Annotated in this window: 15 protein-coding genes and 1 tRNA gene; 2 read left to right on the top strand and 14 right to left on the bottom strand. The window is 65.7% G+C overall.

Annotation, left to right across the window (positions count from 1 at the left end):
- Positions 1 to 4: 4 nt before the first annotated feature.
- From N4264_RS03990 to N4264_RS03980, 3 genes are all read right to left on the bottom strand, one after another.
- Entirely contained in the window at positions 5 to 2,782 is a 2,778-nt protein-coding gene (locus tag N4264_RS03990; protein WP_261695785.1) for a site-2 protease family protein, read from the bottom strand.
- A gap of 195 nt (positions 2,783 to 2,977) precedes the next feature.
- Positions 2,978 to 3,505, bottom strand: a complete 528-nt coding sequence (locus tag N4264_RS03985) for an SRPBCC family protein (protein WP_261695784.1) — start codon at positions 3,503 to 3,505, stop codon at positions 2,978 to 2,980.
- 120 nt (positions 3,506 to 3,625) lie between these two features.
- Positions 3,626 to 4,138 (bottom strand): hypothetical protein, encoded by a 513-nt coding sequence (locus N4264_RS03980; protein ID WP_261695783.1) that lies wholly within the window; start codon positions 4,136 to 4,138, stop codon positions 3,626 to 3,628.
- A gap of 257 nt (positions 4,139 to 4,395) precedes the next feature.
- Here N4264_RS03980 and N4264_RS03975 point away from each other — a divergent pair, with 257 nt between their 5' ends.
- Both N4264_RS03975 and N4264_RS03970 read left to right on the top strand, forming a co-directional pair.
- Positions 4,396 to 4,974, top strand: coding sequence for an HD domain-containing protein (locus N4264_RS03975; RefSeq protein ID WP_261695782.1), 579 nt, complete (start codon positions 4,396 to 4,398; stop codon positions 4,972 to 4,974).
- A gap of 61 nt (positions 4,975 to 5,035) precedes the next feature.
- Positions 5,036 to 5,111 (top strand) — tRNA-Gly (locus tag N4264_RS03970).
- Between the two features lie 63 nt (positions 5,112 to 5,174).
- Here the strand turns inward: N4264_RS03970 and N4264_RS03965 are convergent.
- The 11 genes from N4264_RS03965 to aptA all read right to left on the bottom strand — a co-directional run bounded on the left by N4264_RS03965 (position 5,175) and on the right by aptA (position 21,339).
- On the bottom strand, positions 5,175 to 6,227 hold the full coding sequence (locus N4264_RS03965) for a hypothetical protein (RefSeq protein WP_261695781.1): 1,053 nt from the start codon (positions 6,225 to 6,227) through the stop codon (positions 5,175 to 5,177).
- Positions 6,224 to 8,452, bottom strand: a complete 2,229-nt coding sequence (locus tag N4264_RS03960; protein WP_261695780.1) for an FAD-binding protein — start codon at positions 8,450 to 8,452, stop codon at positions 6,224 to 6,226. Before N4264_RS03960 ends, N4264_RS03965 begins: the two co-directional genes overlap by 4 nt.
- A 9-nt stretch (positions 8,453 to 8,461) precedes the next feature.
- On the bottom strand, positions 8,462 to 8,824 hold the full coding sequence (locus N4264_RS03955) for a DUF805 domain-containing protein (RefSeq protein ID WP_261695779.1): 363 nt from the start codon (positions 8,822 to 8,824) through the stop codon (positions 8,462 to 8,464).
- Positions 8,825 to 9,069: 245 nt separating this feature from the next.
- Positions 9,070 to 11,082: a sulfatase-like hydrolase/transferase gene (locus N4264_RS03950; RefSeq protein ID WP_261695778.1), complete on the bottom strand. Its 2,013-nt coding sequence runs from the start codon at positions 11,080 to 11,082 to the stop codon at positions 9,070 to 9,072.
- A gap of 262 nt (positions 11,083 to 11,344) precedes the next feature.
- Positions 11,345 to 12,775 carry a dihydropyrimidinase gene (gene hydA / locus N4264_RS03945; protein WP_261695777.1) on the bottom strand — a complete coding sequence of 477 codons (1,431 nt, stop codon included), beginning with the start codon at positions 12,773 to 12,775 and terminating at the stop codon, positions 11,345 to 11,347.
- A 27-nt stretch (positions 12,776 to 12,802) separates the two neighbouring features.
- Complete coding sequence (locus N4264_RS03940; protein WP_261695776.1) at positions 12,803 to 14,305, bottom strand: NCS1 family nucleobase:cation symporter-1; 1,503 nt, start codon at positions 14,303 to 14,305, stop codon at positions 12,803 to 12,805.
- Positions 14,306 to 14,356: 51 nt separating this feature from the next.
- Complete coding sequence (preA, locus tag N4264_RS03935; protein WP_261695775.1) at positions 14,357 to 15,643, bottom strand: NAD-dependent dihydropyrimidine dehydrogenase subunit PreA; 1,287 nt, start codon at positions 15,641 to 15,643, stop codon at positions 14,357 to 14,359.
- Between the two features lie 23 nt (positions 15,644 to 15,666).
- Positions 15,667 to 17,037 (bottom strand): NAD(P)-dependent oxidoreductase, encoded by a 1,371-nt coding sequence (locus N4264_RS03930; protein ID WP_261695774.1) that lies wholly within the window; start codon positions 17,035 to 17,037, stop codon positions 15,667 to 15,669.
- A 133-nt stretch (positions 17,038 to 17,170) separates the two neighbouring features.
- Positions 17,171 to 18,433, bottom strand: a complete 1,263-nt coding sequence (locus N4264_RS03925) for a Zn-dependent hydrolase (RefSeq protein ID WP_261695773.1) — start codon at positions 18,431 to 18,433, stop codon at positions 17,171 to 17,173.
- Between the two features lie 22 nt (positions 18,434 to 18,455).
- Positions 18,456 to 19,991 (bottom strand): CoA-acylating methylmalonate-semialdehyde dehydrogenase, encoded by a 1,536-nt coding sequence (locus tag N4264_RS03920; RefSeq protein WP_425508331.1) that lies wholly within the window; start codon positions 19,989 to 19,991, stop codon positions 18,456 to 18,458.
- Positions 19,981 to 21,339 carry an omega-aminotransferase AptA gene (gene aptA, locus N4264_RS03915; RefSeq protein WP_261695771.1) on the bottom strand — a complete coding sequence of 453 codons (1,359 nt, stop codon included), beginning with the start codon at positions 21,337 to 21,339 and terminating at the stop codon, positions 19,981 to 19,983. The genes N4264_RS03920 and aptA overlap by 11 nt, the downstream gene beginning before the upstream one ends.
- Positions 21,340 to 21,689 lie beyond the last annotated feature (350 nt).

Genomic DNA, 21,689 nt, shown 5'->3' with positions numbered 1-21,689 from the left:
GGCTTCAGTACAGCCGTTCGCCGCGCCCCTGTGCCACCAGGATCGTCGCCGTGGTTGCCCGAACGTAGTCGGTGAAATCCACGTAATCCTCGCGCCGCCAGATGCCGCGGAACTGCTGCGCGGCCGGCGCCGCCGGGCACCATACCAGGCTGACCGCCTGGACAAACCCACTGTCTTCGGCGCCACTGATGGCGACGCAGTCCAGAATGAGGTCCAGCGTCGCCAGCGGTGCCGCCTCGCCAGGCGTCTCGACGGTCAGGTGATCCGACATTGCCGTGCGTACGACTTCCGGTAATTCCCTGACTCGCACAAACTGGTCTACTGGCAGCAAGTGCAGGTGCGGCCGCGCGTTGTCCTGCAACAGCACAGCCTGTAGATCATCCGGCAACGCAAGCCCCAGACGTTGCTGCGTCAGCGCGATCGCGCCCGCATCGGCCACCTGCTTAGTCTGGACGGGAAGTACCAGACGCGCCAGCGGGCTGTTCTGGTCCAGCATTTCCAGCATCTCGACAGCGGATTTCTGCGACAGCGCCTTGCGCGTCAGATCCACGTTGAGAGCGCGTTCCTTCGCCCACGTTTCGGCCTGTTGGTGGGCGATCCAACGCTCCCGTACCCACTGGGCCACGCCGGGGCTGGCAGACGGTGACTCGCTGAACAACTCGACCAGGCGTATTCCCGGTATCACGGATGTCGGCGCTACGTCGTAGACGATTGCGCTGTCGTTTTCCTCGAGGGGACGCCCGAGGTAGATCCATCCTGCAAGCTGCCCGGGCGCGATGGACAGATCGGATGCGTCCTCTTCCGACGACGCGGAATAGAGGCTGATCTTTCCCTCGTAGGCGTAGTCCGCCGGCTTGAGCCAGTCGACGTCACGCACCCGCTTGAGCTGCTCGATGGGTAGCAATCCAAGTGTGGGCACGCCGTTTGCCACCCGATAGAGCGCCTTGAGTTCCTCGGGGAGCACAACCCCCAGCTCCTGTTCGGCTGCCGCGATCAACTCCGGAGTAGCAGGTTCCGGAAACGGTGCCGCCGCATCGTTCGCGGTCGCCACCGCGCGCAGGATCTCCCCGAACGGTTGTCGCATCGCAACAGCAGTGAGCGCGTCGTGCTGCGCCTTTTGCTTCTCTGCCATCGCCTGCAATTCCTTTTCATTGGGCATCGCCGCTGCTAACTGCGCGCCGAATAGCAGCCAGCCCGCGCCCGCCAATATCGGCCCCATCAGCAACACCCCGTAAACACCGGACAGTACGATGCGATGCCCCCAGCTCATGCGTGGCAAATCCAGGTGACGCAGCGTTTCGATGGCCCAGGTGATGCGCTGTGTTGCGCGCGGCGTCGGCCCGACATGGGTCTCGTAGGAGTGAAAAATGTGACGCAGGCGCAGGGGTCTTGCCTGCGGCGCCTGCACACGCGGCTCGGTTCGCAACTGGCGCAGCACACGCCCCATCTGCAGGCGCGTCCAGGCGTGCGGCAGTTGCAGCAACGCGATGATCGCCAGGTACGGCATGCCCAGCGCAACCACCAGCGCGGCGCCGCCAATACTTGCCATGCCGATGAAAATTGCCTGAAGGCGCACGGCGCTGGCCGGCAGCAGGGCCTGGACCACGTGCGCACCATCCAGCGGTGGGACTGGCAGCACGTTGAGGTAGTTGACGGCCAGCAGCATCCAGGCAGCGCCAGTGATCCAGCTGGCCACTTCTCCGTCCACGCCGCCGAAGTAGCCGACATACAGCAGGATCCAGCCCAGCACGATTCCGGGCAACGGCCCCATCAGACTCATCCACGCCCGGTGCACCGCATTCGGCTTCGCTTCGATACCGACCGTGACGCCGCCGACCAGTGGCAGTGCATACATCTGCACGTTGCGATATCCGAAAACCCGCATTGCCAGGTAGTGGCCCAATTCGTGGAACGCCACCACGGCGCACAGCAGTACCGCAAAGCGCATGCCCCAGAGCCAACCACCGGCTGCCATGAACAGCGCGACGCTGAAGACGAACAGACCGACCTGCGCCCATGCCGGCACAGGCCGTTCCTGATTGCGCTCCAGCGCGCCGGCCAGATACGCCAGCCGTGCGGCCGGTACGGGTTCCACCGGCGGCTTGGGCTTGGGTGCACGGACGACGCGCAGCAACAGCCGGACCGCTGCCGGAAAGGGCAGCCGGGCGAATCCATCCGCATCGCAACGCAGCTTTTTCTCCTGGACCGCTTCCCGCCAATGCCGTTCGCCGGCCCATCCGACGATCGCGTCGATCGCGCCGTCACACACCGGATCCGCCGCGACCGTTCCCAGGCCCTGGACCCATCGCCGGTGCAGCGCCAGCACGTCGCCGGGCTCGGCGGTCGCTACGGTCTGGGCAAGGAACGAGGTCGTCTGGAAAGATTCGTAGAAGACATCGAAGGACTGGGTGCGTGCCAGGCGGCCGTCAGCCAGCCAGCTGGCGAAGGTCAGGTTCAGGAGATTCGGATTGTTCCCCAGCGTCGGCGGCAGTAGCCAAGCCGTATCGCCATGCGCCCTGTTGCGGTAGACCGCGGCCAGGAAGTTGACCGGGCTCCCGCTGGGTTCGGGCTGCGTGATCAGGTACCACAGCGGTCCTTCAAAGCCGAGCGCACGGAGGCGTTCGCCGTAGATGGCGTGAAGGTCGGCCATGGCCTCCGGCGGCGTCGCGGCATTGACGCGACGGCCCTGCAGTGGCGGAAACACCGTCGCCAGCAGATTTCGCAGGATTTGCAGTCCGATCACCAGAACAATGGCGCAGACCAGCGCCAATACGTCAAACATGGACATCTTCCCCCGGCGGGGCCCGGCTGGAAGGCCCCGGAAACCGCAAGATTACCGGCCCCGGGCCTTGAATGCCCTGGGGACACTTGTGCGCTGGCGCACGTTTGCCGGTGTCCCTGCAACTTCCACACCGCCATTCGGCGGCGGACTCGCTCGCCGGAGTCCCCGCCGCGAAACCCACGGGGAGGTGTCGGGCTATCTCTCCGCCGCTGCCTTGAGATTGGAAAGCCCGATCTCGAAATCCTTGCCAATCATCTTGTCCATGCTGACCAAAACCCCCATCACCTTGGCGAGGTAGGGGCTCGGGCCGTGCATCGCCCACTGTACGCGCGTGCCGCCATTGCCCGGCGTGAGCACGAACTCCGCAGTATTCCGCGCCTCCATCGGTTCGGTGAACTCCAGCTGGATCACCACCTTGCCCGGCTCGGTCACCTCGACGATCTCCATCCGCCCGTTGCCGACTTCACCGTTGCCTTCCCACTGGTACACCGCGCCCTTGCCGCTCGCGGCCCCGCCATGGGTGCGCTTCATTGCCGGGTCGAGCTTTTCCCAGGGCGACCAGTCACCCCAGCGGTGAAAATCAGCCAGGAAAGGAAAGATCTTCTCTGGCGGTGCCTGGATAGTGACTTCGCGTTCGACACGGAAACTGTCTGGCCGTGTGGTGGCGTAGAGCAGAACCGCACCCAGGGCGATGGCGAGCATCGCCGCAATCTTCTTGAGCATAGACAGTCATCCTCGGTGGAAAGCGCATTCGCGACTATTCCATAACGGAACTTCGCGTGGAACCGTGCCACCGGTGCCGCGCGGGAGCGCATTTCAGCGCCCGCGCGGCCATTTCGTCACTTATGGGCGGCACAACTCGCCGGTGACGCGTGTCGTGATCACATCATCAACACGTCGACCACTGACGAAAAAGTAGCCCGTGTAGCCGGCATAGTCGCCGGTGCCCTCCTCCAGCTGCTGGTACGCCGTTACAGCACCACTCTGCGGCTGCCCGCTGCCGGGATTGGTCACGCCGGTCTCGCGCGTGCGCAAGGTGCCGCGGGCGGTCGTGTAGTGAAACAGGCCGCTGTAGCTGATGAAATCCGGTGAGGTCGGCGGCCCGGCACGTGCGCTGTCGGCCGCAAAGTGGGTGACGCCACGCAGTCCGTGATTGCCATCGACCACGCCCAGGAAACAGCTGGTCGCCGGCGGCAGGCAGCCGGTCGTTGAGGACGACTCCACCAGCTCCGCATGAATGACGCGGCAGCGGGAGTGCGGCGCGGCGTCCGCGGAGTCCTGGCTCCAGGCCGCCGGAGCGAACGCAAGCAGGGCGACCAGCGTGATGGCAGCGGAATCAGGCATTGGCAGTTTCATGGCGAGCTCCGTTATCGCAGGGAACCGTCGGTCGACGGCCACGGCACCCTATCGCGCCAGGCAGCACGCGATGCGTCCGTTCTGCGCAGGATCGAGGCGAATGTCCATAAACGCACAATGCCTCAACATGACATTTGCAACTCTGCTCAGGTAGCACCGGCCCACGACAGCATGTGTTGCGAAAATGGCGCCACGGCGCCGCGCTAGAATGGCGTTTGCGCAACCGAATCACACCGGACCAGCCCGCCGGAACACCCATGCAAGCGATCGTCGATTTCATCCTTGAGCTGGACAAGCTCAAGGGCGTTCACCGCAAGACCCGCCCTCTGGGCCAGGACCGTCCGGAAAACTCCGCCGAGCACAGCTGGCAGATCGCGCTGCTGGCCGCCTCGCTCGCGCCCTACGCCTCACCTGGCGTCCAGATCGAACGGGTGATCGCCATGCTGCTGGTGCACGACATCGGTGAAATCGACACGGGCGATGCACTCGTCTATCTCGACGATGGCTGGCAGGCACGCAAGGCCGCCGAGGAGGTCGCGGTGCGGCGCATCTTCGGCCTCCTGCCGACCGCGCAGGGCGACGCGTTCCTTGCGCTGTGGCAGGAGTTCGAAGCCGGCCAGACCCCCGAGGCACGCTTCGCCCACGCGGCCGACCGCGCCATGCCCGTGCTGCTGAACCTGGCCAACCGCGGCCAGAGCTGGCGCGAGAACGGGATCAGCTTCGAACGTGTGGTCAGTCGCATCGGACCGCCCATCCAGGCCGGCTGCCCGGCCCTGTGGGACTACCTGCAGGGACGTCTGGAGGCCGCGCGCGACCACGGATTTTTCGGCGCCTGACGTACCGTCGGCACCGCCCCCTAGGCGAACGCCAGACACGATGCTATAGTGTGCGACCTACGCGGGAATAGCTCAGTTGGTAGAGCACGACCTTGCCAAGGTCGGGGTCGCGAGTTCGAGTCTCGTTTCCCGCTCCAGTATTCCGTCAAAACCCCGGCCTTGCCGGGGTTTTTTCGTTCTGGCGGCACCGCGACGCCTGGTCAGTAGTCGAACACGTGCTCAAGCACCATCGGTGGCTGCGAGAGCGTGCGCAGGGCCTGGTCCAGCGCCGCTACCGGCACCTGCAAGGCCACCCGCTGGCGATCGGGCCGGGTCATCACCGGCTCCACGAAGAGCGGCGCGCCGAATTCCGCCGGCGCCGCCCAGCCACGCGGGGTCAGGGCCGTGACCAGGATCAGGCTGCGGTTGCCCGCAATTTCGACGAAGCGCACCTGGCGCTGCGCCAGCACGCTGGCGTAGTGGGAAAACGGTTCGTAGCGCGGCAGGCTGACCAGCACGCCGCGCTCATCCGGCGGTGCCAGCGGCGTAAGCTTGGGCAATTCGGTCTCCAGGCCGTCGGGCAGGTGGTCGATCACGGCCAGCGTCGTGTCCCGGGCTTCGCCGTAGGCCGCATGCGTCGCCTTCCTGATCACCCAGCCATACAGCGCTTTGGCGGCAAATTCCGTGGTCAATGCGTATTTTCGCTCCCACTTGCGTAGCGGGTCCTTGCCCCACCACGGGGCCGTCCACACCGCGCGCAGGCGACTGGCGAAGTCGAACTCGTACCACGGCCGCAGGCGGATGAAGTCCACGTACTCCTGCGCCGCACGGGCGGCCAGCTGGTCTTCGTCCGTCGCCGGATACGCCGTCGTGGCCTCCGACAGGCGTCCGATCAATGACTCATAGGCGCGGCGCAGACCGTATTCGATGGAGGTGCTCACGCCGATGACACGGATCATCGTGTGGTACTCGTCGTTAGGCGGGTACTTGTCGCGGATAGCCGAATCGACCGCGGCGTAACCGCGCCAGAACTGACGGACATGCCCGATAAAGGGAAAGCGGCTGGGCGGCTGGCTGCGCACGAAATCGGCGTATTCGGCGGAGCTGAATACCAGGAACCACTCCGGATAGGTCAGGTAGGTCTGCTCGACGCCGCGCCGGTCGGGCTCCGGCGTCAACGGCGTTTGCGGACTCGGCGCCTGCGCCATACACACCCCCGTCAGCAAAAGCAGCAGCACAAGGCACCTGGCAATCCCGAGTCCGCGCCGGCTCATGCCACGCTCCGCGGCTTGCGAAAGCCCATCAGCACATTGTCGGTCGGATCGTTCGCCTGGAGCAGGCGCTTGCCGAGGTCTTCAAAACCGGCCGCCGTGATTCGTTGGCTCCAGGTCGCCACGGATTCGAAGTGGCGCAGCTCGGCCTGATTGGCCGACCAGGGCTGCTGCAGGCCCGCGTTGAACACGGTGTGCGCCAGCGATACCAGGTCGCGCATCGGCTCGCTGGTGACATCGTGGTCCCGCAGGATGAATACCCCGCCCGGACGCACGATACGGTGGATCGAGGCCAGGAATGCCGGCAGCGTTTCCGGTACCGCGTGGTGCAGGCCAATGTAGCAGGTGACCAGGTCCATGCTCGCGTCGGCGATATCCGACGGCGCGATCGGTGCGTAGTCGTTGAGCGGCACGAAACGCCCCGCCTTCGCCCACTGGCCACGCTCGACCAGGTCCACCGGCGAATTGCCCGGGGCAATGTCATTGATGATGACGGTATCGCCCGATACGCCGATTTCCCTGCGCAGGGTGCGCACGTAACGCCCGGTGCCGCCGATTTCGACATACCCGTTCCAGCTGCGACGCCCCTCCACCAGCTCCGCCGTCTGCCGCGCCATCTCGCGCTTCTGTTTTGCCAGCGACGGCAGTGCGTAGGTCAGGTCCGCCAGGAGCGGCTTGATCCCGGGCAGGCGCTCCTGCAACTGGCGGTAAATGGCTTCATCGGTGTCGTGCGAGGCACAGGCTTCGATGATCAGCGTGTGGAACCGGTCTTCCGGATACAGACGGTAGATGTTCTGGAGGAAGCGATAGAACGCGTCACGCCAGCGCACGTCACCGTAGACACGGTGAAATTCGGAACCGGTCACAGCGCGCGCCGGGGTCGGGGTATTCATGTAGTAGGTATCCCACAGGCTGTTGCGGAACCGGCTTGCCGGATCAATTTTCGCCTTGAGCGCGAACATCTCCGGATGGCGCGGATAGGCGCGCGCGAACTGCTCGGGTGTGGCGTGTGGTTGATAGGGAAGGTAGTAGGTACCGCCCGTATCCAGCGCCGCATCGATCAATTCGCGCGTCCACACGGCGACGCGCTGGCAGGCGTTGGGCCGCGTGCGCTGTTTGTAGTACAGCACGAACGCAAAGCACTCCTCGCGCGCCCAGGCCATCAGCGATCCGGGATCCGGCAACGCATGCCTTATCGAGATATTGAGCACGTTCACCCGATGCCGCTGGAGGATTTCCCGCATTGCCGCGACGAAGTCATCGAAGCGGCTGACGGGAATGAAGTACTCCTGCAGCACGAAGGTGCGGAAGCGGCGCGAGACGGGCTCGAGTTCCGCCACGTCGTAGCCGGCTTCGAAGTTGCGCCAGTGCACCGCTGATCGCATGTAGAGCAGGTTGTCGACGATGTGCTGCTTGCGCCATTTTCCGAGCGGTGTTTCCGACGCCGCCCAGATGAAGTAGCGGTGCAACGGATAGGACGAGCGCAGGGGCATCAGCCGGTACCGCACCGTGGCTGGTTTGTCAGTCTTGCGCCAGGTCACCGAACGGACGCGGCGGAAATACGGTGGATAGATGTCGGCGTTATGCATGATCGCGTCGCGCGAGTTACGCACGAGGGCACGGAAGTGCTCCGGATACTCCGCCACCGGCATCGTGGCCGCGAAGCGTTCCATGCGCACGTTTTCGGCCAGTTCCAGCTCTGCCTCGACGATCACGCCCAGGCCACCGTAGCCGCCGATCGCGCCGTAGAAGATCTCGCTGTTGCGCGTCGGCGTGGCTTCGACGAGCTGCCCGTCCGCCAGCACGACGGCGATCGCGCGCACCGACAGAATCAAGGGGCCGAGCCCGACGTAGCGCCCGTGCACGTTGACGCTGAGCGAGCCGCCGACCGTGAAATTGGCGTAGCTCTGCATGATCTTCACGGCAAGGCCGTGCGGGTCCAGAAAGCGCTGCAGGTCGCACCAGCGCACGCCGGCCTGCACGCGCACCGTGCGCTCCAGCGGCGCGAACTGGACGATCTGGTTCATCTGGCGCATGTCCAGGTGCAATGCGCCGGGGCTCGCGGCCTGGCCGCCCATGCTGAATCGGCCACCGCCGATAGCGACCGGTCCGTTGGTGCGGGCCAGTGCCGCCTGTACGTCGGCGGTCGAGGTTGGCGTGACAATCGCCCACACGGGGACGGCGTACAGTCCCGTGACGTCCGTGACCATCTGCTGATTGGATGTCATGTCGGTGATCTAGCGCACGGTCAGGTAATCGGCGCGGCCGCGCGGATTGGCGCCGTAGCGGTTGGGCCCCGCGGACCCTCCGAGGAAGACCAGCTCCAGCGCCAGCCAGAGTGGCCCCAGCAACGGAATCAGTAGCAGCAACAACCACCAGCCGGAGCGGCCGCGGTCGTGCAGGCGCTTGATCATCAGCACCGCTGCGATCCACAGGAAGGGCAGGTGCACGAACCAGGTCGCGGTGCTGCCGAACGTGATGTCGAGGATCCACCAGCTACCGGCAAGGGCGACGGATGCCAGACCCAGGCTCGTCCAGAAGGTCCGGCGGCGCAGACGTCCGCCGGGCGATAACAAGAGGTGCAGCAGCGAGGTCTTCATGGGCACAGGGTACCGAAACCGGGCCGGATCGAAATACCGTGCGCCGGTGCCGCCGGATGGCGGGATGGTCCCCGATGGGCGCTCCTGTGTGGTGTCCGCGTAGACGGAGCCGGCCGGCGCCGGGAAAGTTCCGTACAGGCACACCGCCCGGATTCAATGCACGCGCAGTGTCCGCGACCCTGGCGCCGTCCCTGGCCCGCTGGCGGCAACCGGTCCCGGCCGGTTGCCGCATTGCAGCACGATGTTCAGGGTGGCGTGGCGCGCGAGGCGGCGACGGTCGATGCCGGGGCCACGCCGGCGCCCGCCTCCCTGGGCGCGGAAAGCATTTCCGCTTCGTATTTTTGCAGCAGCGCACGCAGGTTCCCGGCCACGGCGCGAATCTGCTCGTTGGTGTAGCCGGCTGGCAGATCGGGGATCGGTGTCGGAAAAGCGCCCCTTGTAAGCAGCAGGTTGGTTTGCTCGCAGCCGTCACGATCCAGGTCGTAGAGCTCCCACTCGTCCTGGGCGTGATTGCTGGGATCCCAGTAGCGGGCCAGCTTCCAGCGCGACGTTCGTACGCAGCGCACGTGGTTGGGCTGGCGCACGGGTCCGGGCGCCAGTCGCTCCACCGGGCCACTGTTCGGGATGGCGCTGCCCCCCTGGCGCACAGTCTCCACCAGCTCCAGGAACACCTTGAACTGCTGTTCCATCTGCACCTGGTAGGGATCGGCGCCCGAATCGAGCGGCTGGGTGATCTCATCGTCGGTGATGAAGAGCACGCCCTGTCGCACCGAGCCGTCGGGCTCGCGCACGACATCGGTCCTGCCTTCGATCAGCGGCGTCAGGTCAACGCCGACGAAGGGCGGCGTCGGCCGTTCGCGCTGCAGCTCGCGGCGCAGGTCGTCGACACGGCCCTTGTCCAGGCCGGCCAGGCCCAGCAGGGTCGGCGCGATGTCGATGTGGCTGGTCAAGGCGTCGATCTGGCGCGGCGTGTCGTCCGGGTTGATCGACACCGACTGGATCACCACCGGCACGTGCAACGCCTCCTGGTAGGCGGAATGCCATTTTTCAATCATGTAACTGTGCGCAGCGCCGTACTCGCCGTGATCGGCGAGGAATACCACGATGGTGTTTTCACGTTGGCCGCTGCTGTCCAGCGCCGTCAGCACGCGCCGGATGTGCCCGTCGACCATCTGCTGCAGCCAGGCGTAGTACTGCAGGAAATACAGGGCCCCGCTGTCGGGATCACGCGTGAGCTGGAACGGGATGCCCGCCAGCAGCGCCGCATTCACCGCGCTGACCTGGCTGGCGCCGTCGTGGACGTTCTGGCCGGTCTTCGCGGCCAGGCCCAGCCCACACTTGTAGCTGTAGTCGAACTGGCAGCCGGGCTTGTTGTGCAGGGTCTCCGATACCGTCGGCGGCAGGTTCGCCGTATTCTGCGGAAACCCCATCGGATTGAGTTCGATCGCCTGCGTGCCGCCGACCGGCACCGTGCTGATCGCCCCCTTCTCCGGTACTTTCAGCGGGCCAAGCACCGTGGCCTGGGGATCGAGCATGCGCGGCACCGCCGGATATGTGGCGATATCGTGCGGGTTGGTGAAGGACGCCACCGCAAACCAGGGGCGCGACTGCGTCGGCGGCGGGTCAGACAGGGGCCGTGTGGCCTGCTGCTGGGCCAGGGCGCGGTTGTAGTCCATTCCCAGGCCTTCGCGATGCAGGAAACCGCAGACCAGGTCGGCAAATCCGATGTCCCGGAACGCGCCGAGATTGTTGACGCTCGGCCCATGCGGCTCGGGCCACGACAGCTGCCAGTCGTCGAAGCCGTACTTGACCAGCGTGTGGTCGGGCGGATTGCTCACGTGCCACTTGCCGAAGTAGTGGGTGCGGTAGCCGGCCGAACGGAACCAGTGCCCGAGGGTCGGGATCCCGTCGGCAGCCAGCCAGGGAAAGGCCGGGGAATCCCCGCTCTTGAACATCCCGTCGGTCTGGGTGACACCGGTGCGCGTGCCGTACTGGCCGGTCATGATCGTGGCCCGGCTGGGCGTGCAGGCCGTGGCAGCAATGGTGTGATTGCGCAGCACGACCGAATTGCGTCGCAGCGACCACATTCCCGGGAAGTACTCCCGGAATGGATTGCGGTCGTAGAAGCCGCCCTGGACGCCGAGAATCTCTTTCAGCGGCTGCAGTAACCCCCCGTCCTTGCCATAGGCAAAGCGCGGAAAACGCAGCTGGTCGACCATGATCAGCAGGATGTTCCGCGGTGTCGTGGACTTGGCCATACTCCGTCCCCTTTGTCGGACCGATCGCCGGACTTGCCCGCCGATCGTGATACCGAAAATTGGCCGCGTCCAATATTTTTTTATTTGTGCAGTCCATGTCATTGGCTAAATCAGGCACGGACCGTGCATTCACCCAACCGCCGAACGGCGCCGGCGGAAACGGACATATCGCCAATCGCTTCGGTGCCCAGGGAGTGGGCGACGAACCTGATCGGCCGCCCGTCTGATACTACATAATCAGTAGCATTGGCGACGAATCAACTCAATCGCGGGCCCCGGCTTGTTCCTTGCGCTTCCGGTTGGCCTCGAAATACGGCGGAAACGGCTTGCGCGGGAGGTAGCGTCCCGCACCGCGCTGGGCACGCAGGTCGCCGTCGCACCAGGCCCACTGGCCGCGCGTGATGGTGTGGCGCGCAATGCCCTGGACGGTGCGCCCCTCGTAGATATTGAAGTCGACGTTCTGGTGATGCGTCCTGGCCGAGATCGTGCGCGTGGCATTCGGATCCCAGACCACCAGATCCGCATCCGCACCCACTTCCACCGCGCCCTTGCGCGGATACAGGTTGAAGATGCGCGCGGCATTGGTCGAGGTCACCTGCACGAACTCGCCCGGCGTCAGCCGGCCGGTGGTCACGCCGTAGTGCCAGAGCAGGGACATGCGATCCTCGACGCCGCCGCAGCCGTTGGGAATCTTGCTGAAATCGTCGCGCCCCGCCGCTTTCTGCGGCGCGCAGAAGCAACAGTGATCGGTTGCCGTGGTATGGATATGTCCGGCCTGCAGGCCTTGCCACAGCGCGTCCTGGTGCTCGCGGGGCCGGAATGGCGGGCTCATCACATGCGCGGCGGCGCGGGTGAAGTCACTGTCGTGGTAGACCGAATCGTCGATGAGAAGGTGCCCGGCCAACACCTCGGCGAATACCCGCTGTCCCTCGCCGCGCGCACGCGCGATCGCCTCCAGCGCCTGTCGCGCCGAGACATGCACGATGTACAGCGGCACGCCGATCACTTCGGCGATGCGCATGGCGCGATTGGCAGCTTCGCCCTCGACCGCTGGCGGACGTGACAGCGGATGCCCTTCCGGCCCACGGATGCCCTGCGCCAGCAGCTCGCGCTGCAGCTGGAAGACCAGTTCGCCGTTCTCCGCATGGACCGTCGGCAGTGCGCCCAGGTCCATCGCGCGACGGAAGCTGTTCACCAGGATCTCATCGTCCGCCATGATGGCGCCCTTGTACGCCATGAAGTGCTTGAAGCTGGCGACGCCGTGTTCATGGACCAACGTGCCCATCTCGCGGTGCACGGATTCATCCCACCAGGTCACCGCCACGTGGAAGGCGTAGTCCGACGCGGCCTTCTCGGCCCAGCCACGCCACTGGTGGAAGGCATCGAGCAGCGACTGCCTGGGGTTGGGAATCACGAAATCGATGATGCTGGTGGTGCCGCCCGCAAGGCCCGCAGCCGTACCGCTATAGAAGTCGTCACTGGCCACGGTGCCCATGAAGGGCAGTTCCATGTGCGTGTGCGGATCAATGCCGCCCGGCATCACCAGGTGATCACCGGCATCGATCACCTGGGCGCCCTCGGGAATCGCCAGGTCCGGCCCGATCTGCGCGATGCGGCCGTCGACGCAGAGCACGTCGGCGCGATAGCTGTGGGTGGCGTCGACAACGGTACCGCCCCGGATGATAAGGGTCATGCGTGTACTCCGATCGGAAAGGTTGACTCAGCCGGCGGCGGGACTCATCACGCGCGACGGCGGCCGCGCCAGCTTCATCATTCCCGCGTAGACCACGGCGGAAATGGCGAGGCCGGCAAACCAGGCGTAGGTGTAGATCACCTTGAAGAAGGTCGGCACGCCGGCGAATGCCGTCGGGAACGCGGCATGCAGGAAGCCCGGCAGGTTGGGCAGCACGCCGGCGGCCAGCGCGATGATCGCCGCCGGGTTCCAGCCGCGCCGATACGCGTACTCGCCCTGTTCCTCGAACAACTGGCGGGTGTCGAGCTGCATGCGGCGCAGGAGGTAGTAGTCCACCAGCATGATGCCGGCGACCGGCCCCAGGAGCGCGGAGTAGCCGACCAGCCAGGTGAAAATGTATCCCTGCGTGCTTTCCAGGATCTTCCACGGCATCGCGAGCAAGGCCACGCCCGCGGTGATCAGGCCACCGGTCCTGTAGGAGATGCGGCGCGGCGAGAGGCTGGCGAAATCATAGGCGGGCCCCACCAGGTTGGCCGCCAGGTTGCAGCACATGGTATCGAGCGTCAGCACCAGCAAGGCCAGTCCCACGCCAATGCCGGTGAAGCGGCTGGAGAGATCGACCGGGTCCCAGATCGCCTTGCCATAGATCACCACGGTCGCCGAGGTCACGATGACCGACATCAGCGCAAGCAATCCCATCGGCAACGGCAGGCCGATGCTCTGTCCGATGAGCTGGTCCTTCTGGGAACGCGCAAATCGGGTGAAATCCGGAATGTTGAGGGCCAGTGTGGCCCAGAAACCCACCATCGCCGTCAGCGACGGCCAGAACACGGCCCAGAACTGCCCCGCCTTGGCGCCGCCTTCCACGAACTGCGAAGGCTGCGACATCATGGTGCCGAAGCCGCCCGCATTGCGCAGGGCCCAGCCGACCAGGAACAGGCACATCACGATCTTGATCGGTGCCGAGAATGTTTCCAGCCAGCGGATCGATTCCGTCCCGTGCAGCACGAAATACAGCTGCAGTGCCCAGAACGCGAGGAAACAACCCAGTTGCCCGGCATTGATACCCAGCACCGGCAGCGGGTCGGCGTGCAGCGCGTTGCCGGTGAGGATATTGAGCAAGGTATACATCGCCAGCCCACCGAACCAGGTCTGGATGCCATACCAGCCACAGGCCACGATCGCCCGCAGCAACGCCGGCAGCTTGGCCCCCTGCGTACCGAAGGACGATCGCACCAGCACCGCATAGGGAATGCCGTAGCGCGCACCGGCGTGACCGATCAGCAGCATGGGCACCAGGACGATCGCATTGCCCAGGAGCACCGTCGTCACTGCCTGCCAGGGCGACATGCCCTGGTCGATCAGGCCCGCAGCCAGCGTGTAGGACGGGATGCACATCACCATGCCAACCCACAGCGCAGCGAAGTGGTACCAGGTCCAGCTTCGCTGCGCGGGCGTGGTGGGCGCCAGGTCCGCGTTGTACAGCGCGCCCTGGTGAACCGCCGTGTCGGCGTCGGTGCGTACGGTCATCGTCATCTCGCTGGCGGATGGACTGACGTAGTTTAGGCCGGGAACGGCGGTTTACGGCACCGTCTCGGGTTCCACCGGCGTCACACGCATCGGGTTGTTCTCGTGCGAGGTCCAGTTGGCGTAGCCGCCGCTGTCGACGCGTTCCATCGTGATGCAGTTGTCCACCGGGCACACGTGCATGCACAGGTTGCAGCCCACGCACTCGCTGTCGACCACCTCGAAGTGCCGCTTGCCGTCCTTCTCCTTGAGGATGGCCTGGTGCGCGGTGTCCTCGCAGGCGATGTGACACAGGCCGCACTGGATGCATTTGTCCTGGTCGATGCGGGCCTTGATGTCGTACTTGAGATTGAGGAACTGCCAGTCCGTCACATTCGGCACGGCGCGGCCGCGGAAGTCATCCAGGCGCGCATAGCCCTTGCTGTCCATCCAGTTGCGCAGCCCGTCGATCATGTCATCGACGATGCGAAAGCCGTAGTGCATTGCCGCCGTGCACACCTGCACGCTGCCGGCGCCCAGGGCGATGAATTCTGCCGCATCACGCCAGGTACCGATGCCACCGATGCCGGAAATCGGAAGACCCGGCGTCTGCACATCGCGGGCGATCTCGGCCACCATGTTGAGCGCGATGGGCTTGACCGCCGGCCCGCAGTAGCCGCCGTGCGTGCCCTTGCCGTCGACGGTCGGCATCGGCGCCATCAGATCCAGGTCGACCGCGACAATCGAATTGATCGTGTTGATCAGCGACACCGCGTCCGTACCGCCCCGGTACGCGGCGCGCGCCGAGGAGCGGATGTCGGTGATGTTCGGCGTGAGCTTCACGATGCAGGGCAGGCGCGAATGTTTCTTTACCCAGCGCGTCACCTGCTCGACGTACTCGGGCACCTGCCCCACCGCCGATCCCATGCCGCGCTCGGACATGCCATGCGGGCATCCGAAATTGAGCTCCACTGCATCGGCGCCCGTGTCTTCCACCATGGGAAGAATGGATTTCCAGGATTCCTCGTCACAGGGAACCATCAGCGACACGATCATCGCGCGGTCCGGCCAGTCGCGCTTGACCTGGCGGATTTCCTCCAGGTTCACGCGCAAAGGACGATCGGTGATGAGCTCGATATTGTTCAGGCCCGCAATGCGCTGGCCGTTCCACTGCACCGCGCCGTAACGGGAGCTCACATTGACGATGGGCGGATCCAGGCCCAGCGTCTTCCACACCACGCCGCCCCAACCCGCCTCAAACGCGCGATTGACGTTGTAGGCCTTGTCAGTCGGCGGCGCGGAGGCCAGCCAGAATGGATTCGGCGAGCGGATGCCGACGAAATTGCATGAGAGGTCTGCCATGGTCTTTCCCCTTCGCCGGCGGCCTAGGCCGCTTTCTGCCTGCGTTGCGTCAGTGCGCGGTCGATGGCGCGCGCCGCGCGCTTGCCGTCTTCGACCGACTGTACGGTGAGGTCCACGTGGCCGCCGACGCAGTCGCCGCCGGCCCATACGCCGCGAACCGAGGTTTCAAAATCCGCGTTGACGACGATGCGTCCGCCCTTCACCTCCAGCACGTCGCTCGCGCCGGCTTCCGGCGCCGGCACCAGCAGAGCCTGGCCGATGGCCTTGAGAATGACGTCGGCATCCAGTTGCATCAGGTCGCCGGTGCCGAGAAGGCGACCGGCATCGTCCAGCTGCGTGTACTCGAACTCGATACCGCTGACGGTGCCGTTGGCGGAAAGGATGCGGCGCGGCTGCGCCCATTCAATCACGTGCACCCCTTCTTCCTTGGCGAAAGCCTGTTCCACGTGCGTGGCGCTCATCGACGCCGCGCCGCGACGGTAGACCATGCTGACCGTTTCGGCGCCCAGCTTCTTGCTTTGCACTGCCGCATCAATGGCCGTATTGCCACCACCGATCACGACGACACGGCGCCCCACCGGCAACTGGGATTTGTCACCGGACTGCCGCAGGGCGGCGATGAAGTCCACGGCGTTGTAGACGCCCGGCATCGATTCGCCCTCGATACCCAGGGCATTCACGCCCGCCAGGCCGAGGCCGAGGAAGACCGCGTCGAAGTCGCGGCGCAGGTCTGCCAGCGCGAGGTTTTCACCCAGGCGCCGACCCGGTTCCAGGGTGATGCCGCCGATCGACAGCAGCCAGGCAATTTCCGTGGCGGCGAAATCCAGCACTTTGTAGGCTGCGATGCCGTATTCGTTGAGGCCGCCGGCTTTTTCCTTCGCGTCGAAGACCGTGACCTGGTGCCCCGCCATCGACAGCGCATGTGCGCAGGCAAGGCCGGCCGGTCCGGCGCCGACGACCGCGACGCGGTGTCCCGAGTCGGCCGCGCGCTGGAAGAGCACGGCGTTGTCGCGATACACCCAGTCGGTCGCGTAGCGCTGCAGCGCACCGATCTGCACCGGGGCCGATTCACCCGTGTTGCGCACACAGCTGCCCTCGCAAAGGATCTCCGTCGGGCAGACGCGGGCGCACATTCCGCCGAAGATGTTCGCACTGAGGATGTCGTGCGCGGCGCCGCGCAGGTTGTCCGTCGTGATGCGCTTGATGAAGCTGGGGATGTCGATACCCGTCGGACACGCCTGGATACACGGCGCGTCGTAGCAGTAGAGGCAGCGCTGCGCGGCGATCAGCGCGCTGTGCCGGTCCAGCGGGGGTGCGATGTCGTCGAATTGGCGGGCGAGCGTTTCGCCGGGAATGCGTCCCGGTGCGATGTCGCCGATGGGCTTGCGTGGCATTCTCTCTCCTGGGGTGTTCCGGTGGACGCGCCACCGGCCTGTGCATGCGACCTGGGAGTGTTCCGCCGCGGAACCTTCGCTTCCGCGGTATTGCCTGTCCACTCAGCGCAATCGCGCCGCGTGGACTATCACATCAACTTTGCGCCCGCTCGAGCATGGCGTGCAGCAGCACGTTCGCGCCGGCGGTGATCCATTCGGGTGTCGCGTCCTCGATTTCGTTATGGCTGATTCCGCCGACGCACGGCACGAAGATCATCGAGGTCGGCGCCACCTGGGCGAGATAGCACGCATCGTGCCCCGCGCCGGAAACCATGTCGCGGTGCGAGTAGCCGAAACGCTCCGTGGCCGCCCGCACAGCCGCTACGCAACTGGTATCAAATGTCACCGGCGCGTAATAGAAGATCTGCTCGAACCGCGTAGTCTCCAGCTTCGCATCGGCGGCGATGGTCGCAATGCCTTCGCGCAGTTCCTGGTCCATCCGGGCGAGCACCGCATCATCGGGATGGCGCAGGTCGACGGTGAAAAACACGCGCCCGGGGATCACATTGCGCGAGTTCGGATGCACCTGCAGCATGCCGACCGTGGCGCAGGCATACGGCGCATGGCGGTGGCCGATGCGATTGACCAGGTCCACCACACGCGCAGCACCCAGCAGCGCATCGCGACGCCGCGGCATCGGCGTGGGGCCGGCATGGGACTCCTGCCCGGTGAAAACCACCTCGTACCAGCGCTGTCCCTGGGCGTGAGTGACCACGCCGATCGTCCTGCCTTCGGTTTCGAGGATGGGCCCCTGCTCGATGTGGAGCTCATAGGCGGCATGGATCGGCCGTCCGCCGCAGGGCACGTCGCCGGCGTAACCGATGCGTTCGAGCTCCTGCCCGAGCGTGCGGCCGTCCACGTCGGTGCGCGAAAGGCCGTATTCGAGGCTGAAGACCCCGGCAAAGACCCCCGAGGAAACCATCGCCGGCGCGAAGCGCGACCCTTCCTCGTTGGTCCAGATCACCACCTCGATCGCTCGGCGCGTGGCGATGCCGTGGTCATTGAGGCTGCGGATCACTTCCAGGCCACCGAGTACCCCGTAGATGCCGTCGAAGCGGCCGCCGGTGGGCTGGGAATCGGCATGCGAGCCGGTGATGACCGGCGGCAGCGTGTCGTCCTGCCCGGCGCGGCGTGCAAAGACGTTGCCCATCTGATCGACGCTGATCGTGCAGCCTGCCTCCTTCGCCCAGCGCACGAAGAGGTCGCGTCCTTCGCGGTCCAGGTCAGTCAAGGCGAGACGGCAGACGCCGCCCTTGGGGGTCGCACCGATCTTCGCCATTTCCATCAGGCTGTCCCACAGGCGCTGGCCGTTCACGGCCAGGGCGTCGAGCGGGGTGGTCTTGTAGGCCACATTCATCGCGTCGTTCCTCCGTTGCGGCTCAGTGGCCGCTGGTGGGCATCACGAACTGGGCGCCCACGCCGATGCTCGAGGGCCAGCGCGTGGTCACGGTCTTCAGTCGCGTATAGAAACGTACACCCTCCGGGCCGTACATGTGATGGTCACCGAACAGCGACGACTTCCAGCCGCCGAAGCTGTGATAGGCCACTGGAACCGGAATCGGCACATTGATACCGACCATGCCGACCTGGATGCGATGGATGAAGTCCCGCGCCGCCTCGCCATCGCGGGTGAACAACGAGACGCCATTGCCGTATTCGTGGCCGTTGACCAGGGCGACCGCTTCCTCGTAGCTGCCCACGCGCACGACCGAGAGCACCGGGCCGAAAATCTCTTCCTGGTAGATGCGGTGTTCGGGCTGGACATGGTCAAACAGGCACCCGCCCAGGAAGAAGCCGTCTTCGCAGCCTTCGACGCGGTGCTCGCGCCCGTCGACGACCAGTTGCGCACCTTCCCCGACGCCCTGATCGACGTAGCCCTTGACCTTGTCCCGGTGTACGGCGGTGATCAGCGGCCCCATGTCCATGCCGTCGGCATCGCCGCGGCCGATCTTCAGGGCCTTCACCCGCGGCGCCAGCTTGGCGATCAGCTTGTCGGCCGTCTCATCGCCGACGGTGACCGCGACCGAGATGGCCATGCAGCGTTCGCCCGCAGAACCGTAGCCGGCTCCCATCAGGGCGTCGGCGGTCTGGTCCAGATCGGCATCCGGCAGCACGACCAGGTGATTCTTCGCGCCGCCCAGCGCCTGGACACGCTTGCCGTTCGCGCACCCCGTGGCGTAGATGTAGCGGGCAATCGGCGTGGAGCCGACAAAGCTCACCGCCTGGACGCCGGGATGCGCGAGGATGGCATCCACCGCGACCTTGTCGCCGTGCACGACGTTGAACACACCATCCGGCAACCCGGCCTGCTGCAACCACTCGGCTAACAGCAGCGATGCGGACGGATCGCGCTCGGACGGCTTGAGCACGAAGGTATTGCCGCAGGCCATCGCAATGGGCGCCATCCACAGCGGCACCATCGCGGGGAAGTTGAACGGGGTGATCCCGGCGACCACACCCAACGGCTGGCGCAGGGAATGCGAATCGATCTGCGTGCCGACGTTCTCGCTGATCTCACCCTTGAGCAGTTGCGGGATGCCGCAGGCGAACTCCACCACTTCGATACCGCGCGCCACTTCGCCCAGCGCGTCGCTGTGCGTCTTGCCATGCTCGGCGGTGATCTGCGCCGCCAGCACCTGGGCGTTGGCTTCCAGGATCTCGCGGAACTTGAACATCACGCGCGCCCGCCGCGCCGGCGGCGTGGCCGCCCACGCCGGAAACGCCGCGCGCGCGGCCTGTACCGCGGCGTCGACGTCAGCGGGCGTGGCCAACGGCAGTACGCCGGTCTGTTCGCCGGTGGCCGGGTTGTAGACAGGGCTGGTACGCGACTGCAGCGAGCCGTTGCGCTGCCCGCCGACGAAATGGGGAATCAGAACCGGAGCAAGCATGGAAATCCTCGTCGTATCAGGCCGCAGCGTGGATGGACGCACGCACGGCCTCGAACATGCGGTCGAGCTCGGCTTGCGTGGTGATCACCGGCGGCGCCATGGCGATCGTATCGCCGGTGAAGCGCAGCAACATGCCGCGCTTCAATCCCTCTTCAAAGACCTTCAGCCCACGCGCGCCGACCTGGCCGGGAATCGGTGCCATTTCAATCGCCGCCGCGGCGCCGCAATTGCGGATATCGATCACGTTCGGCTCGCCGCGCAGCGAATGGGCGGCGTCCTCGATCTTCACAGCCAGTTCGCCAAAACGGCGCGGCACTTCATCGGCGTGGAGGATGTCCAGCGTCGCATTCGCCGCGGCCACCGCCAGCGGATGGGCCGAATAGGTGTAGCCGTGGAACAGCTCCACCATGTACTCGGGCCCCTGCATGAAGGTGTCGTAAATCTCCTGGCGCGCGATGACGCCGCCCATCGGCACGGTGCCGTTGTTGACGCACTTGGCGAAGGTGATCAGGTCCGGCGTCACGCCGAAGGCCTGCGCGCCGAACCAGTCGCCCATGCGGCCGAACCCGCAGATCACTTCGTCGAAGATCAGCAGGATGCCGTGCCGGGTACAGATCTCGCGCAGGCGCTGCAGATAGCCCAGGGGCGGTACGACGACGCCGACCGAACCCTGCATCGGCTCGACGATCACCGCGGCGATCGTCGACGCATCGTGCAGCGCGACGAGGCGTTCCAGGTCGTCGGCCAGATGGGCGCCCCACTGCGGCTGGCCGCGCGAAAACGCCATTTCCTTCAGGTTGTGGGTGTGCGGCAGGTGATCGGCGCCCTGCACCATCAGGGGCGCGAACATCTTGCGGTTGGCGACCATGCCGCCCACCGTGATGCCGCCCAGGCCGACGCCGTGGTAGCCCTTTTCGCGGCCGATCAAGCGGGTGCGCGACGCCTCTCCGCGCAGCCGGTGATAACCGATCGCGATCTTGAGCGCGGTGTCGACCGCCTCGGAACCGGAGTTGGTGAAGAACACGCGGTTGAGGTTTTCCGGCGTCACTTCCGCAATGCGCTCGGCCAGGCGGAAGGTGTCGGGACTGGCGACCTGGAAGGCCGGCACGTAGTCCGCGCGGTCCAGCTGTGCCTTCACGGCCTCCACGATGCGCGGGTCCCGGTGCCCCAGCGAGCTGCACCACAGGCCCGAGAGGCAGTCGAACAGGCGCTGTCCCTCCACCGTGGTGTAGTACGCGCCGTCGGCCGCGACCATCAGCCGGTCCAGCGGCCGGGTGCGCTTGAAATAGCGGTTGTGGGTAAAGGGCATCCAGTACGGATCCAGATTCAGATCCGTGGCGGCGTCCGGCATCGGCAGGCTCGCGGCGAGATTCATGCGGTGTGGCTTCCTGGGACGGTCGTGGGCACACAAGGGGTTGCCGCGCGCAACACCGGCACTCCGGCGGCGCGGCAGACAGCTGTCGGAAGAATGGAACATTGCACCGAACGCCACAACGGGCTTCGCACACGCCCTCCTCCCGCGCCCGCGGTAACGCGCGGGCGGGAACTGGCGTGCCGCGGCATCGCGCCAGCGGCACTTTCGGCGAGACCGTATCGCCGATGAGAACACCGAGATTTGCACTATGGCGGCGGGGATGCAAGAGGGGCGGGAAAGCCGGGGGATCGGCGCCGCTCTGCGGCGGCGCGGCAATTCCGCAGCGCCGGGCATACCTGGTTCGTCCCGGC

This window comes from Tahibacter amnicola (assembly GCF_025398735.1).
GTDB lineage: Bacteria > Pseudomonadota > Gammaproteobacteria > Xanthomonadales > Rhodanobacteraceae > Tahibacter > Tahibacter amnicola.
The sequence above is the reverse complement of the archived record's forward strand: the minus strand, read 5'-3'. Positions and strand labels throughout refer to the sequence as shown.

What these genes read in the sequence shown, in the direction of transcription:
- N4264_RS03955 (WP_261695779.1), bottom strand. Translation starts at nt 8,824, where the DNA reads ATGAAGACCTCGCTGCTGCACCTCTTGTTATCGCCCGGCGGACGTCTG.
- preA (WP_261695775.1), bottom strand. Translation starts at nt 15,643, where the DNA reads ATGGCAGACCTCTCATGCAATTTCGTCGGCATCCGCTCGCCGAATCCA.
- hydA (WP_261695777.1), bottom strand. Translation starts at nt 12,775, where the DNA reads ATGACCCTTATCATCCGGGGCGGTACCGTTGTCGACGCCACCCACAGC.
- N4264_RS03940 (WP_261695776.1), bottom strand. Translation starts at nt 14,305, where the DNA reads ATGACCGTACGCACCGACGCCGACACGGCGGTTCACCAGGGCGCGCTG.
- aptA (WP_261695771.1), bottom strand. Translation starts at nt 21,339, where the DNA reads ATGAATCTCGCCGCGAGCCTGCCGATGCCGGACGCCGCCACGGATCTG.
- N4264_RS03990 (WP_261695785.1), bottom strand. Translation starts at nt 2,782, where the DNA reads ATGTTTGACGTATTGGCGCTGGTCTGCGCCATTGTTCTGGTGATCGGA.
- N4264_RS03975 (WP_261695782.1), top strand. Translation starts at nt 4,396, where the DNA reads ATGCAAGCGATCGTCGATTTCATCCTTGAGCTGGACAAGCTCAAGGGC.
- N4264_RS03965 (WP_261695781.1), bottom strand. Translation starts at nt 6,227, where the DNA reads ATGAGCCGGCGCGGACTCGGGATTGCCAGGTGCCTTGTGCTGCTGCTT.
- N4264_RS03950 (WP_261695778.1), bottom strand. Translation starts at nt 11,082, where the DNA reads ATGGCCAAGTCCACGACACCGCGGAACATCCTGCTGATCATGGTCGAC.
- N4264_RS03930 (WP_261695774.1), bottom strand. Translation starts at nt 17,037, where the DNA reads ATGCCACGCAAGCCCATCGGCGACATCGCACCGGGACGCATTCCCGGC.
- N4264_RS03985 (WP_261695784.1), bottom strand. Translation starts at nt 3,505, where the DNA reads ATGCTCAAGAAGATTGCGGCGATGCTCGCCATCGCCCTGGGTGCGGTT.
- N4264_RS03925 (WP_261695773.1), bottom strand. Translation starts at nt 18,433, where the DNA reads ATGAATGTGGCCTACAAGACCACCCCGCTCGACGCCCTGGCCGTGAAC.
- N4264_RS03980 (WP_261695783.1), bottom strand. Translation starts at nt 4,138, where the DNA reads ATGAAACTGCCAATGCCTGATTCCGCTGCCATCACGCTGGTCGCCCTG.
- N4264_RS03960 (WP_261695780.1), bottom strand. Translation starts at nt 8,452, where the DNA reads ATGACATCCAATCAGCAGATGGTCACGGACGTCACGGGACTGTACGCC.